At 47.5% G+C, this 14,277-nt stretch carries 14 protein-coding genes; 9 read left to right on the forward strand and 5 right to left on the reverse strand.

The annotated features are described in order from the left end of the window. Positions 1-27 precede the first annotated feature (27 nt). The gene (locus CVV44_00080; protein ID PKL41070.1) at positions 28-447 is read left to right on the forward strand and encodes a DUF454 domain-containing protein; all 420 of its coding nucleotides are present in this window, start codon (positions 28-30) and stop codon (positions 445-447) included. Between the two features lie 14 nt (positions 448-461). Here CVV44_00080 and CVV44_00085 read toward each other — a convergent pair whose 3' ends face one another. Both CVV44_00085 and CVV44_00090 read right to left on the reverse strand, forming a co-directional pair. After that, positions 462-896 carry a hypothetical protein gene (locus CVV44_00085; protein ID PKL41071.1) on the reverse strand — a complete coding sequence of 145 codons (435 nt, stop codon included), beginning with the start codon at positions 894-896 and terminating at the stop codon, positions 462-464. A 90-nt stretch (positions 897-986) separates the two neighbouring features. Then, positions 987-2,555 carry a hypothetical protein gene (locus CVV44_00090; GenBank protein ID PKL41072.1) on the reverse strand — a complete coding sequence of 523 codons (1,569 nt, stop codon included), beginning with the start codon at positions 2,553-2,555 and terminating at the stop codon, positions 987-989. Positions 2,556-2,976: 421 nt separating this feature from the next. On the opposite strand from CVV44_00090, the gene purE reads away from it, so the two are divergent. Together purE and guaA are read left to right on the forward strand one after the other, a co-directional pair. Beyond that, positions 2,977-3,507 (forward strand): 5-(carboxyamino)imidazole ribonucleotide mutase, encoded by a 531-nt coding sequence (gene purE, locus CVV44_00095; protein PKL41073.1) that lies wholly within the window; start codon positions 2,977-2,979, stop codon positions 3,505-3,507. After that, positions 3,504-5,069 carry a GMP synthase (glutamine-hydrolyzing) gene (gene guaA / locus CVV44_00100; protein ID PKL41074.1) on the forward strand — a complete coding sequence of 522 codons (1,566 nt, stop codon included), beginning with the start codon at positions 3,504-3,506 and terminating at the stop codon, positions 5,067-5,069. The genes purE and guaA overlap by 4 nt, the downstream gene beginning before the upstream one ends. Before the next feature lie 3 nt (positions 5,070-5,072). Here the strand turns inward: guaA and CVV44_00105 are convergent, their stop codons facing one another. The 3 genes from CVV44_00105 to CVV44_00115 all read right to left on the reverse strand — a co-directional run bounded on the left by CVV44_00105 (position 5,073) and on the right by CVV44_00115 (position 8,322). Next, a complete protein-coding gene (locus tag CVV44_00105; GenBank protein ID PKL41075.1) occupies positions 5,073-6,149 on the reverse strand; it encodes a mannose-1-phosphate guanylyltransferase in 1,077 nt (358 codons plus the stop codon). Further along, positions 6,149-7,114 (reverse strand): hypothetical protein, encoded by a 966-nt coding sequence (locus tag CVV44_00110; protein ID PKL41076.1) that lies wholly within the window; start codon positions 7,112-7,114, stop codon positions 6,149-6,151. The genes CVV44_00105 and CVV44_00110 overlap by 1 nt, the downstream gene beginning before the upstream one ends. Before the next feature lie 443 nt (positions 7,115-7,557). Then, positions 7,558-8,322 (reverse strand): enoyl-CoA hydratase/isomerase family protein, encoded by a 765-nt coding sequence (locus CVV44_00115; protein ID PKL41077.1) that lies wholly within the window; start codon positions 8,320-8,322, stop codon positions 7,558-7,560. Between the two features lie 71 nt (positions 8,323-8,393). Here CVV44_00115 and CVV44_00120 point away from each other — a divergent pair, with 71 nt between their 5' ends. The 6 genes from CVV44_00120 to CVV44_00145 all read left to right on the forward strand — a co-directional run bounded on the left by CVV44_00120 (position 8,394) and on the right by CVV44_00145 (position 14,266). Further along, positions 8,394-8,759, forward strand: coding sequence for a hypothetical protein (locus tag CVV44_00120; GenBank protein PKL41078.1), 366 nt, complete (start codon positions 8,394-8,396; stop codon positions 8,757-8,759). Positions 8,760-8,855: 96 nt separating this feature from the next. After that, positions 8,856-9,602 carry a hypothetical protein gene (locus tag CVV44_00125; GenBank protein PKL41079.1) on the forward strand — a complete coding sequence of 249 codons (747 nt, stop codon included), beginning with the start codon at positions 8,856-8,858 and terminating at the stop codon, positions 9,600-9,602. Between the two features lie 221 nt (positions 9,603-9,823). Continuing rightward, a complete protein-coding gene (locus CVV44_00130; protein ID PKL41080.1) occupies positions 9,824-10,261 on the forward strand; it encodes a 50S ribosomal protein L13 in 438 nt (145 codons plus the stop codon). Between the two features lie 18 nt (positions 10,262-10,279). Next, positions 10,280-10,672, forward strand: coding sequence for a 30S ribosomal protein S9 (locus tag CVV44_00135; protein ID PKL41081.1), 393 nt, complete (start codon positions 10,280-10,282; stop codon positions 10,670-10,672). Between the two features lie 153 nt (positions 10,673-10,825). After that, complete coding sequence (locus tag CVV44_00140) at positions 10,826-11,458, forward strand: hypothetical protein (GenBank protein ID PKL41082.1); 633 nt, start codon at positions 10,826-10,828, stop codon at positions 11,456-11,458. A 177-nt stretch (positions 11,459-11,635) separates the two neighbouring features. Then, positions 11,636-14,266 carry an alanine--tRNA ligase gene (locus CVV44_00145; protein ID PKL41083.1) on the forward strand — a complete coding sequence of 877 codons (2,631 nt, stop codon included), beginning with the start codon at positions 11,636-11,638 and terminating at the stop codon, positions 14,264-14,266. Positions 14,267-14,277: the final 11 nt, after the last annotated feature.

The following is a 14,277-nucleotide window of genomic DNA, read 5'->3' on the forward strand; positions in this document are numbered from 1 at the left end:
AAAAACCGTGGTATCGGTTGGCACACTATGAATCGAATTAAGGTCCATAAAACACTGTTCGTTATAGTTGGATTATTGTGCCTTGCCCTGGGACTCATCGGTGTTGTGCTTCCTGTTCTTCCCACCACACCTTTTGTGCTCCTGGCAGCGGCTCTTTTCATCCGGAGCTCCGACAGTCTCCATCGCCGCCTTCTGGCCAGCCCGCTCTTCGGGAAATACATCTCGGACTTCAGTGAAAAAAAAGGAATGACCATGAGGGGGAAGATATACGCCATATCTCTCATGTGGACCATGATAGGTCTTTCTATTGTGTACATTGATTCTTTCCCCTGGCGGGTGCTGCTGGTGCTCCTGGGATGCGTGGGCACGGCTGCCATGGGACTTATAGTGCGTACAGTTTCCCGGGAAGGAGGAGCGACCCGGGATGAAAATAAAGACCCGGAGTGATATTCCCCTTGGGGTCACCTGAATATTTTATTGTAATCAATAATATGCTGGATATATTTGTGGGCAATTATTAAAGAAGAAAATCCCAGTATACAGATGATGTCTACCACCTTCTCCCTGGTCATATCAAAGATGGCGTCTTTTAGCAGGAAAAGGGAAGGCGTGATTGATAACAATGAAAACATCAGTGATTCATAATCGGATCTATCGATTAAAAAGTGGAAGATGTTCACGATAGCCAGGTAATTGAGCAAAAAAATGATAAAGACCCAATATTTCAGCTTCAGTAAGCCGTAGGCGATGAACATTATAATTGTGATATCTATCAGCTTCCAAAATTTAAAATCAGTTATTATATCATTGATATAATAATAAGCAACATATCCGAAAACAATAACCGCAATTAACGATCGTATCGATATAGATGCGTTTTTAAAAACCTTCTTCAATAGTCCTCTTGGAGAATCATTATAATATCCCGCCAGTTTTGTTATGATATATAATTATTATCCTGTTCGTAGCGCATTTATGATCCGGTTTCATAAGCCCGCAATAATGGCATCGGCCACGCGGATCCCGTCCACGGCGGAACTTACAATGCCTCCGGCATAACCAGCTCCCTCTCCTGCCGGGTATAGTCCCTTTACACTCACGGATTGAAAATTATCATCTCTCACAATACGCAGCGGCGACGAGGTGCGCGTTTCGGCACCCATAAGGACCGCCTCTTCACTGATAAATCCCTTCATTTTCCTGTTGAATACGGGAAGGGCCGCACGCAGTTCTTCCATGATCCATTTCGGGAGATAGGATGATATGGAAGAGGCTCTGACCCCGGGTTTGTACGATACTCCGGGAAGCCCCGTGTCGGATCTGTCGGCCAGGAAGGATGTGACGCGCTGGGCCGGCGCTATAAAATTTCCGCCGCCGGAGATATATGCCGCCTTTTCAATCTGTCTCTGAAAATCTATTCCGCTCATGATGTCTTCAGCCAGGTCATGGGGATGCACCGTTACCACCAGTGCCGCGTTGGAAAAGGGCGCGTTACGCCGCGAATTGCTCATGCCGTTTAGGCAGAGCATCTCCTGTTCCGATGACGCATTGACCACCTGTCCGCCGGGGCACATGCAGAAAGAATAGGTCCCCCGGCCGGTCTGTTTATTGTTAAAGGTGAGAAGGTATTCTGCCGCGGGAAGAATGTTTTTGAAGCGGGAATTTCCGTATTGAATATCGTTGATAAGCTGTGCGGGATGTTCTATCCGAACACCAATGGCGAATCCCTTTTTTCCCAGGGTTATATTCTGCTCATGAAGAAGCCCGTACATGTCCCGGGCCGAATGGCCCGTGGCCAGTACCACTGCCGCTCCGGAGAATTCTTTCCCGTTTGATGACCGCACACCTGCAACGGAAGAACGGGAAACCATGAGGTCGGAAACCCGTTCTTTAAAAAGAATATCCGATCCACTTGAAATTATAGTATTCCTGATGTCTTTAATGATGGCACGCAGCCGGTCCGTTCCGATATGGGGCCTGGCCTCATACAGAATGGATTCCGGTGCACCATGGTGGATCATTTGTCGGAAAAACCAGTGCGATTCTGGAAGCCGGGTCCTCGCCGTGAGTTTACCGTCGGAGTAGGTCCCGGCGCCGCCTTCACCAAAGAGTACATTGCTTTCCCCGTTGAGGGCGCCGCTTTTTTCCAGCAGGGAAATATCCTTCATCCGCTCATCAATGGGTTTTCCCCGTTCCAGTATTGTGACTTTTATACCCGCTTCCACGAGACGCAGGGCGCAGAAAAGCCCGGCAGGTCCGGAACCAACGATGATTACGGGGCCTCCCGGTTTGTGTATTGCCGGTACGGATGAGGGATGCTCCTCGTACGGAGTTACCTCTTTATATTGTAAAAGGGTCAGAGCCTGGTTATCGCTGATATCTACAACGATACGGTAGCGGTAATGGATATTGCCCTTGTCGCGGGCATCGAGGGATTTCTTGATAATACGAAATTCCTGCAGGTCCGTGATATGATACCGCTCGGAGAGAATGCGGTGTATTTCATCTTCTTTCCAGTCCGGGGAGAGGGTTATATTGTCGATTTGAATTTTCATATAAAAATGGTTATGTCAAACAGGATATGGCTGTGCATGCTTCACTGTCGGGCCTGCTTGTGAAAACATCAATGAAAAATTTTGGAAATTTACATTATTATTTTTAATAAACGCGCAGCATCATCGTATTTATATATGAGATCTGTTTTACATCAGCCATAATGTTACAGCTCCTCCTGTCAATTGCCCTCTCACTTGTCGCGGGATAAGTGAGAGGGCTATACTTTTTCCTTGACTGGGAAATCCTCCATGAGGATAGATTCTTTTATTGCGTGAAAGGGCGCTATCCTCCAATATTGCAGACGTGTAAAAATATACGGTTGCTCCTCATATCGTGCTTGCATTTATGGTAAAAACATTGACAAAATACGGGCAGGAAAAGCAATTTTATCCTTAATCTTAAAAATGACAGGAGTATGGCATGAGCGATGTAGGTATCATTCTGGGAAGCGATTCCGACCTTCCTAAAGTCAGGGAATGCTTCGACATACTGGATGAATTCGGCATACCCTTTGAAATACTTGTTTCTTCGGCACACAGAACACCGGAAAAGACCCGCCAGTGGGTCAGTACTGCCCGGGACCGGGGTTTAAAGGTGATCATCGCCGTGGCAGGCGGGGCCGCCCACCTTCCCGGGGTCGTGGCGAGCCATACGACGCTGCCCGTCATCGGAGTTCCCATCGAGACAAATATTGCCGGGGGGCTCGATTCCATTCTCTCCATTCTCCAGATGCCCGGGGGAATCCCCGTGGCAACCATGCCTGCCGGTAAAGCGGGAGGAATCAATGCAGCACTCTTTGCCGTGAATATACTGTCACTCCTGGATAAAAAATATGCCGCTAAACTTGACGAATACCGGAAGAATGTGGCGGAAAAAATAAACGCGCGCAATGAGAAGCTGAATACGATGGGTTATAAAGAATATATATCTTCGCTTGAGGCAAAAAAATGATCGAACACGCCATAAATTTACCCCTGGAAAGGATTATCATCCTTGATTTCGGATCACAATATACGCAGCTCATAGCCCGCCGCATCCGGGAGATGAACGTCTATGCTGAGATCGTTCCTTTTTATCACGCCTTTGAAGACATCAAAAAGGAAAAACCGGCGGGAATAATCCTTTCGGGAGGGCCTTCTTCAATATATGCCAAGGGCGCTCCCCGGATCAGCGGCGATATCTTCAATCTGGGTGTCCCTGTCCTGGGCATCTGCTATGGCCTGAACGTTGTTGTTGATGCATTCAACGGGAAAATCGAGGGGGCCCATTCACGGGAATACGGTCCTGCCACGATTGTCATGTCGGAAAAGTCTCCCTTTTTTAAGGGACTGAAAAAGAAGGAGAAGGTGTGGATGAGCCATGGCGACAAGGTTACTGCACCGCCGAAAGGGTTTAAAGTTCTGGCCTCGTCGGAGAATGCCGAGATTGCAGCCATCGCAAATGAGGATAGAAGGATCTACGGTGTCCAGTTTCATCCCGAGGTTCATCATACGGAAAACGGCAATAAAGTTCTGCATAACTTTATTTTCGCTGTTTGCAAGGTGAAACCGACCTGGACCATGGACAATTTCATTGAGTCGTCGGTAGAAGCCATCCGGAAGGAAGTGGGGGACGGCACGGTCCTCCTGGGCCTCTCGGGAGGAGTGGATTCCTCCGTGACAGCCGTTTTGCTCCAGAAGGCTATCGGCGATCGTTTGTATTGCGTTTTCGTGGACAACGGTGTTTTGCGTAAAAACGAGGCGAAACAGGTCGTAGACCGCTTTAAAAAACACATGAAGCTGAACCTTATTCATGTCGACGCATCAAAGCGCTTTATTGATAAACTGAAAAAGGTGGAAGATCCTGAGAAAAAGCGGCGTATCATCGGAAGAGAATTCATAAAGGTCTTTATGGAAGAGGCGAAAAAAATAGGCCGATTCGATTTCCTGGCCCAGGGGACCCTCTATCCCGATGTCATAGAATCGGTTTCCACCAAGGGGCCGTCGGATACCATCAAGAGTCATCATAACCGGGTGCCCGAGGTTCTCAAACTCATTAAATCGGGAAAAGTTATTGAGCCGCTGAAAGAGCTCTTCAAGGACGAGGTGCGTGAACTGGGCATACATCTGGGAATGCAGGAGGAGCTCATCCACCGCCACCCCTTCCCCGGACCGGGCCTGGCCATTCGCATTATCGGTGAGGTGACGCCGGAGCGGATCAGGATTCTCCAGGAGGCCGATGATATCGTTATAGCCGAGGTTAAAAACGCCGGGATTTACCGGGAACTGTGGCAGATATTCGCTGTGTTCCTTCCCGTTCGTTCCGTGGGGGTAATGGGAGACCAGCGCACCTATGAGAATGTCATAGCCATAAGGGGAGTTACCTCCGTGGATGCCATGACCGCTGACTGGGCTTATCTGCCCGAAGACATGCTGAGAAAAATATCCAACCGCATTATAAACGAGGTGAAGGGGATAAATCGTGTTGTTTTCGATATTTCATCGAAACCGCCCTCAACGATCGAATGGGAATAGCCTTCAGTCCTTTTTCTCGCGCACGATATCAACAACCTTCCGCACATCCTGGGCCGCATCCTTGTTCATGACAAGGATGTCGCTGCCCGACTGAACAACCACAATGTTCGAAAGCCCCACAATGGCCACACGGCTTTCATCGGTGAAAACGGAACAGTCCTGTGAGTCGACGAAGATGGCGTTTTCAGCAACGGGAGTGCGGTTGCCCCTGGCGTCGCCGTCAAGGATGTCATCAATGGCTTTCCAGCTTCCCAGGTCGGCCCAGCCGAAATCGCCGGGAATGACCACACGGTTTTTCGCCCGCTCCATGATTCCCTTGTCGACCGAAACGGATTGGACGGCATCAAAAACCTTTTTTTTGTGCTCCCAGATCTCCGCCGATGAGGATTTGATTTTATCTGCCGAGAGGCTGTGTAAAGGTTCAAAGGCCTGCATGATATCGGGGAGGAAGTCCCGGAAGGCTTGGATGATCGCCGATGTTTTCCAGGCGAAAATGCCACTATTCCAGTAGTAGTGGCCCGATTCAACATATTTCTTTGCCGTTTTAAAGTCGGGTTTTTCCACGAAACGGTCAACGTCCATGATCTCGCCCGATGCGTCTTTCACAGCCTTGATGTAGCCGTAACCCGTTTCAGGGTACGTGGGCTTGATGCCGATGGTAACCATCTTTCCCTTCGAAGCCTCGGTCACGGCCATGGAAAGGATCTCGCCGAAACGGACCCGGTTTTTTATATAATGATCAGCGGGGAGAACGATCATTATGGAGTCATCGGGATAAAGCCTGTCAAGATAAATGGCGGCATAGAGAACGGCCGCTGCCGTATTGCGGGGCCGCGGTTCGGCCAGGATGGTCCCCGGAAGTCCGGCCTTGTGTATTTCCTCCAGGGATATATCCTCGTATTTTTTTGCCGTTACAACAACACACTGTTCAGGCGAGAGGGGTTTCAGCCGTTTGACCGTTTCTTCGAGAAGGGAGCCCTTGCCGGAAAGATTGTGGTACTGCTTCGGTTTTTCTTCATTGCTGAGGGGCCAGAGCCTGGTTCCGGCGCCGCCGGCCATGATAACGGGTATTACTTTCATCAGAGGTTGAACCTGCCTGTTTCATCAAATTTAAGTTTCAGGGGAGTTTTTTTTACCGACGGCGGAAGCTCCATCTGGGCTTCTCCCTGGAGCCCGTAATCGCCGTTTTTATTCTGGAATGCCTTTAGTATGGACTTGCTCATGGTCTTGGTGCTGAATTCGGTGATAATTTTCAATATGGATTTGTTGCCATCATTTTTAATATCCGTTGTACTTCCGTCAACAAGTTTGCTGCCGTTGACCAAAAAGTTATAATCGAGCCGCTTGAAATTAAGCTTTGCCCTTGTCTCGTTTTTCATTTCAATATCGAAGCTGACTTTCAGCTTCAGGTCCAGCGACGCCGGGTCAATGACCTGCTGCGGTTTTTTTCCTGAAAGAATATCCTCAAACATGCCGTATATTTTGTCGCTGTTCGCCAGGCTCTTGCCACTTTTTTTCAGCGCATCGGCGATGTCCTTTTCTGTGGGCATCTGCACATGAAAATTGGCGATTTTTATCGATGGTTTGATGGCGGGAATCTGTTTTTTCAGTTTATAGGTGAGGGTGATATTTTTCTCCAGGCCCGGGATGTCGGGCAGGGGAATGCTTATCACCGTGTCCACAACGCAATCGAGATAATCCTTGTTAGTGTAATCCTGCACGATTTTTATGATATCGGTATATTTCAAATTCACGGTGAAGCTCGAAATTTTTTTATCCATAGCCGCGATTTTCAGTCCCTTTGCCGTACTGGTTTTCAGGAACTGTTTGTTTTCAATGTAAAAGGTAAAACCGATATCATCGAGTTTCAAACCTACGGGATAGGGGTTGCCGATCTCGATATCGAAGATAAGGGTGATATCGTGGAGCGAGATCGATTCGATGTCAAAATTGGCGATTGTTGCCGTGGGTTTTTTCTTTATCTGGATTCCCTGGCAGGTTGATAATAAAAGTGCCAGCAGCAGTATGGGTAGTAATTTTTTCATATTTGTCTCCCCCGAGCCATGACCGGTGCGGTTCATGTGATGCATATTTTATTAATAAATGGTATAGTAAATATTGTATTGTATAATGGGCAGGTGTCAATTCTATTAAATTTAAAAAAGCATTGCATGCCCAACAAATTCTGTCAAAAGTAATCATTTGGGTTGCCTAAAACAGGTTCGGACAAAATTCATTCACTTTTATAGACCGGTTTCTGACGGCGGAAATATCAGGATATCGAAACCCTATTCCGGGTACGGTAGGTAATAATGGCACGAATAATGAAATTCTTTTCCCGCAGGAAGTTCTCAGAATACCGCTCCGTTTTTGAGATGGAATTTGACAGGGAGATCATGCGGAGCGAACGGAAACGGGCCTTTCTCGTTGCCGTGCTTTCTCTTTTTCTGATCGGGTGGTTCTTCGCTGTACAAATCTTCTTCGGGGGTTATTTCTTCCTGTTTCTGATTGTCTCGAGCAATGAATGGACCCGCGACCGGTTTTTCTCGGATCCAATGTAGTCCCTGAAGAGCAAATCGTGGGTTTTCATCGACCCGTCGAGACTGTTGTGCAGAACGTCAATGCTCATTCTTTTAGTATCGACCAGCGTCGAGCGGTCATAGGCTGCCATTCTAAGGGCGATTTCCGTCACTTCCTTTACTACTGTTCCCTCGGGAAAAATCCGGGTCACGAATCCAGTGCGATATGCCTCCTGCACGTCGATGTCCCTGCCTGAAAGGGCCCACTCCAGCGCCGGGCCGAAACCAATGATGCGCCAGAGGGGATCGAGAACCGGAATTATCGAGAGAACTACCTCGCGTTGGCCGAACTTTGCCCGCTCCGAAGCATAACGAATATCACACATCTGTGTGAGGTCGAAGCCGCCGGCCATGGCAGGACCGCCTATCGCCGCTATGACGGGCTGAGCGCAGAACCGGATCGATCGGTATACCCGCCAGAAAAGATCGACAAAAGGCCCATTGTTTTCCATTTTCAGTTCTTTAACGAAATCGAGGTCGAAGCCGGCTGAGAATATTTTTTCACCACCGGTCAGAATGATTACCGTTATATCCTTTCGTGTGCTCAGGTTTGTGAAGAGATCGCCTATCTCCCCGAGCATGTCGGGAGACAGGGAATTGCCCTTTTCAGGTCTGTTCAATATAACTGTCGCAACACCATTTTCTTCCGTAAGCTTTACATATTGCAGATCCATGTTTCCTCCTCCGTGGTATCCCGGTCGTCACCGGTCAGCCGGATAATAAGTGGTTTAAAATAAAAAAAGCCTTGCCTGTCCCGGGCTCCCTGTCAATAGTAAAATATTATGAGAATAAAGGATACCGTATAAAATGCTTCGACAAGCTCATCACAAGTACTTTTTCTGTTAACAATAGTATGCAGCATTCACGGTATAAAATTATCGGCATTGCAGCTATGATGAGTACGGCCTTTCTGTGGAGTATCGCCGGCCTGTTCATCAAAGTCATTGACGGGAATCCCTTTGCCATAGCCGGGGCCCGCAGTTTCATTGCCTCCCTGGTGATCCTTCTGTACCTGAAAAAACCCGACATCCATCTCTCTTTCCCGCAGGTTGCCGCCGCCGTAACCGGTGCATCTATAATAAGTACGCAAAGAAGATCATCGGGGGGATAATGGTAATAGGGCCAGATAGAAGGGGTCTGTTGCATGTACCGTGTTTTGAGTAAGCAAATTACATAATTTTAATAAAATACAAAAGGATAACGAATAATGAACATGAAAAAAGCATGCATTATCGCAGTACTCTGTTTTGTTTCAGCTTGTCTTATAACCGGATGTACAATAGCGCAGTTAGCATTTCCTAAAGGGAGCGATAAAACTGTATTCGATCAGTATGATGTGAAGGGGCGCAGGGCATTTGCAATCTTCTCGGGAAAATATTCCTTTGGTCCGTACACTGTTGACTGGACTCGCGGTGCCGTTCTTTCAAAGCCATCAGGACATAAAACAATGTTTGGTGATGAAAAGTCAACAATCTCAACTGAGACATATACCGTGGCCGTTTCGGAAAACGGCGCCGCTTCATGGAAGGCTGAGTGCAGGTCCGAAGCCGAATTCATAAAAGAGACAAAATCGTCCAGAAAGGTTACAACTACATCAACAGTGATTATCAGTAATACACTCACCTGTACCATGAAGTCCGCGGATAAACAGACCTGTGAATTTAAAATGAAGCAGGATACGGGGAGCATGATGATCAGCGGCAAAAAGACTGCTGCAATTACCTGGAGGAACAGCAGTTTTGAAATACAAGGTTCACGCAGGCTTGAGGGTGCGGCATGGGATGTACAGAACGATGCGGGATATTACATCACAGAAGCGGGAAAACTTGTCGCTGTGGTTGACGTTGTCAATGATGGCAAAGTATATATCGCAAAAGAACTGGGCAGGGAAAAGACCTCGCTGCTTGTTATGATTTCGGCAGCGCTGCTGAGTTATAAGGATATTATGCAATAACCGGTGTATATTTTTTTATTGATAATGACTCATTTCAGTGTATCTGAATAGGGTGATTTTTATGAAAAACCGTCTAAAAAATTAATAATTAATGTATTGACAGAAAACAGGTGATTTGTAGTGCTATTCACTTAGCCCAATCATTGATCCCAATCATTTTTCGGTTATTTAATATTTTGTGTCATTATGTGAGTTGATAATTCGTAAGAGGAGTCTGAACGATGAGTATTCAGAAAACGTATAGTATAAAAGAGTCCCAGGTTGAAAAAAACTGGGTCCTGATTGATGCGGAAGGCAAGATTCTTGGACGGCTTGCTACCAAAGTTGCCGATATTTTAAGAGGAAAAAACAAACCCACCTTTACTTCCCACATGGATATGGGTGATAATGTAATTATTATAAACGCCGAGAAGGTAGTCCTGACCGGTAAAAAATCCGAAGATAAGGATTATTTTACGCATTCCAAGTTCCCGGGAGGGGACAAGTTCATCAATATCAAGAAAATTATGGCTGAACAACCCGAGTATGTCATCATGCACGCCGTAAAAGGCATGCTTCCCAAGAGTAAACTGGGCAAGCAGCAGATCACCAACCTCAGGGTATATGCAGGCCCGGAACATCCTCACGATGCTCAACAGCCTGTCAAGGTCGAGATATAGGATAAAGGAGTAAGATAAATGGCTGACACTAGAGTATACGCAACAGGCAGAAGAAAAACCTCCGTGGCTCGGGTCTGGATAAAACCCGGTTCCGGTAATATTGTGGTTAACAAACAACCGATCAATGAATATTTCAGAAGGATGACCCTGGGACTTGTGGTCCGGCAGCCTCTTGAATATGTTGGTCAGCTGGAAAAATTTGACGTATTCGCCACGGTTCTGGGCGGCGGCTGGTCCGGCCAGGCTGGAGCTATCAAGATGGCCATTGCCCGATGCCTTGTTAAGGTCGATGAGGCCCATAAAAAAACACTTCGCCAGGGTGGATTCCTTACCCGTGATGCACGGGAAGTTGAAAGGAAAAAGCCGGGACAAAAGAAAGCAAGGAAAAGATTCCAGTTTTCGAAACGTTAAATCGATTATTATATATTGCAAAAAAGGATGCCGGCAGGCATCCTTTTTTATTTTATTGTTCAAAAGTTGATCATATTTTTGGTTCCAGTGTCTTTCAGAAGTTAATGTGTGTGGATAAATAATCCACTGCTTGCAATACCTGCAAACGGTTCGATGAAAATGACCTGTATTATCAAAATACATTACAAGAATGACCGCATTAAAGTAGAATTCGATACGGGAGAAGAGATTGTTCTTCCTCCCGAAGCCCTGGGCAAATACGGGCTAGAAACCGGGAAAGAATTCTCCGGTGAGCTCCTGACTGAAATTGTGCTGGAGTCACAGCGTTACCAATGCTGGCAGAAATCCCTTCATTATCTTTCTTTCCGCAATAGATCTACCCGTGAAATGAGACAGTATCTGACAAGGAAGGGTTTTTCCCCGGAAATAATTGACGGTACTGCAAAAAGACTGCTTGAATACAGGTACCTTGATGATCTACATTTTTCCATAAAGTATATTGAAGGCAGGCTTCAGCAGGGGAAAAGGGGCATCAACCTGGTAAAAAGGGAGCTGATAGTAAAAGGGATACCGGGAGAAATAATACAACAGGCAATTGACGAAGCTGAAATAGATACGAATGCGGAAGAACTCTTCCGGCTTGCCGAGAGGAAACTGAAATCACTCCAGGGGAAAACAAATATACAGTATCGTCTTTCGGCATATCTGTACCAGAGGGGATTTACGAGAGAGGATATTCGGGATGTGCTGAAAAAATTGGAAATGGTGAACGATGAGGTTGAGTGATTGTTCGTTTTATTGAGGCACAATTTTCCTTGAAAAAATAATTACCTTTTCCACAATGCCTTTAAAAGAAAGAAATCAGCAATGCCGGTAATACAGGACCCTGTTTTTCTGAGAGGATCTAGTATAGACAATCTATCGGCAGATATTTTTATATTTTCCTAACGAAAGAGGCCTGACATGCAGAAAGTAATGGACTTGAGACATTCATTTATAGAATTTTTCCGGGAAAAAAACCATCGCATCGTGCCTTCAAGTTCCCTGGTGCCGAAGGATGATCCCACGCTGCTCTTTACGACGGCCGGCATGGTCCAGTTCAAACCCATGTTTGCCGGCACCGTTGACCTGGAATATACCAGGGCTGCCTCGGTCCAGAAGTGTTTCCGAACCAGTGACCTGGAAAATGTGGGTAAAACAAAACGGCACCTGACCTTGTTCGAGATGCTGGGGAATTTCTCCTTCGGTGATTATTTCAAAAAGGAGGCCATAGAATTCGCCTGGGAATATTCAACATCAGTGATAGGGTTTTCCCCGGAGAAAATATGGGTCTCCATTTATCAGGATGATGACGAGGCATTTGATATATGGCACCGGCATATCGGTGTGCCGGCTGAAAAAATAGTACGGCTGGGGAAGGAGGACAATTTCTGGGGGCCCGCCGGAGACAGCGGAGCATGTGGTCCCTGCTCAGAACTCTATCTCGACCGCGGAGCGGAATTTGGCTGTGGGGCAAGTGACTGTAAACCGGGATGTGAGTGTGAACGCTTCCTCGAATACTGGAACCTGGTATTCAACCAGTTTAACCAGGACATTAATGGAAAACTCCACCCCCTCCCCCGTACCGGTATTGATACCGGCATGGGCCTGGAACGGCTTGCCACCCTCGTGCAGAATGTCGATTCCATATATGAGACCGATGAATTCAGGGGGCTCATTGAATTTATCACTGAAAAAACCGGTGTTTCTTATACAGGAGAAAATATCGTTCCCATGCGGGTCATGGCTGAACATGCCAGGGCACTGACCTTTGCCATGTCCGACGGCATTTATCCCTCCAATGACGGAAGGGGATATGTTCTTCGTCGTATACTGCGACGGGCCCTCAGGTACAGCAGGCAGATAGGCATTAAAGATCCCTTCATTTACAGCATGGCTGATCCTGTTGTCCGCATAATGGGAGACTTTTATCCGGAAATTAAGGGCTCGGTGAAAAACGTCAAGGCCGTCATCGAATCGGAGGAAAAGCGCTTCCTGGAAACCATTGAAAACGGCATGGACCGACTTGAGGAGATTATAAAATCGGCCAGGAAAAAGGGCGACGCCGTCATTTCCGGCAAGGATGTTTTTGTTCTTTACGACACATTCGGATTTCCACTGGAGATGACCGAGGAGATCGTCCTTGAACAGGGATTAAAAGCGGACAGGGATGGATTTGAACAAGAGATGGAGGCCCAGCGGAAACGCGGCAAGGAAAGCTGGAAGGGAGCCGAAGCGGGCCTGGAAAAACTCTTTGAGGACGGGGCCCGGAAGGCCGGTGATACCGTATTCAGGGGATACGACGAAAATGAAACGGAAAGTGTTATCCAATTACTCTATGACCACAACGAGGAAAAGGAAATTCTGAGTCAGGGGGAGAAGGGGCTTGTCATACTTAAAGAAACGTCCTTTTACGGTGAGTCCGGCGGCCAGGTAGGTGATGTAGGCGAAATAATCACTGATTCCGGTGCTGTTTTCCGGGTAGACGATACGAAAAAATATAATAAGACCATTATTCATGTGGGCGAAATAACACGGGGCGAGCTCAGGAAGGGCGGGGCTGCCATAGCGCGGATAGACACGGTGAACCGGAATCTTATCAGGGCGAACCATACGGCCACGCATCTCCTTCAGGCGGCGCTCCGATTCGTTCTGGGAGAGCACGTCAAGCAGGCCGGCTCCATTGTTGATCCGGAAAGGCTCAGGTTTGATTTTTCCCACTTCAACGCCATGTCCGATGAAGAGATACAGCGGGTGGAATCCTTAGTCAATGAGAAGATATGGGAAAATGTCGAGGTCGCTACGGAAAAAATGAAGCTTGATGACGCGGTAAAAAGCGGGGCCATGGCCGTTTTTGATGAAAAGTATGAGGATGCGGTCCGTGTCATCACCGTCGATAAATTCAGTAAAGAACTCTGCGGCGGCACGCATGTGGACAACACGGGTAAAATCGGCGTTTTCAAGATCGTACGGGAATCTTCACCGGGGGCCGGCGTGCGGAGAGTCGAGGCCACGACGCTGAAGGGAGTCCTTGACCGGTATGCGGTGCAGGAAAAACTGCTTGCCGGTGTCGTGGAAAAACTTAATGTTACGGAAGGAGATGTTCTGAAAAGACTTGAGGATGTAGTGGAAAAGTCCCGGTCTCTTGAAAAGGAACTGGAGAAAATAAAGAAACAGAATCTCAACTCGGGCATCGATGAGATAATGGCTTCAGGATCAGTTGTAAAAGGCGTCAAAATTATTACGCATCACTTTACCGGCGTGGAAACGGCACAGCTCCGGGAACTGTCCGACGCAATCCGGGAGAGGGAGCAGAATGCCCTGGTTTGCCTGGGCTCCGAAGTGGAAGGCAAGGCTGTTCTGCTCTATGCCGCCACGAAGAAGGCCGTGGATGCAGGCATCGACTGCGGGGCGCTTATAAAGGAAACGGTGAAACTTGTGGGCGGCGGCGGCGGCGGCCGCAAGGACATGGCACAGGCCGGCGGAAAGACGCCTGCGGGACTGAAGAACGCCCTTGATGAGGCCCTGAAGCTGGCGTCATCAATGATTAAATAGGCAGAATTTAA

This window comes from Spirochaetae bacterium HGW-Spirochaetae-1 (assembly GCA_002839375.1).
Taxonomy (GTDB): Bacteria; Spirochaetota; UBA4802; order UBA4802; family UBA5550; genus PGXY01.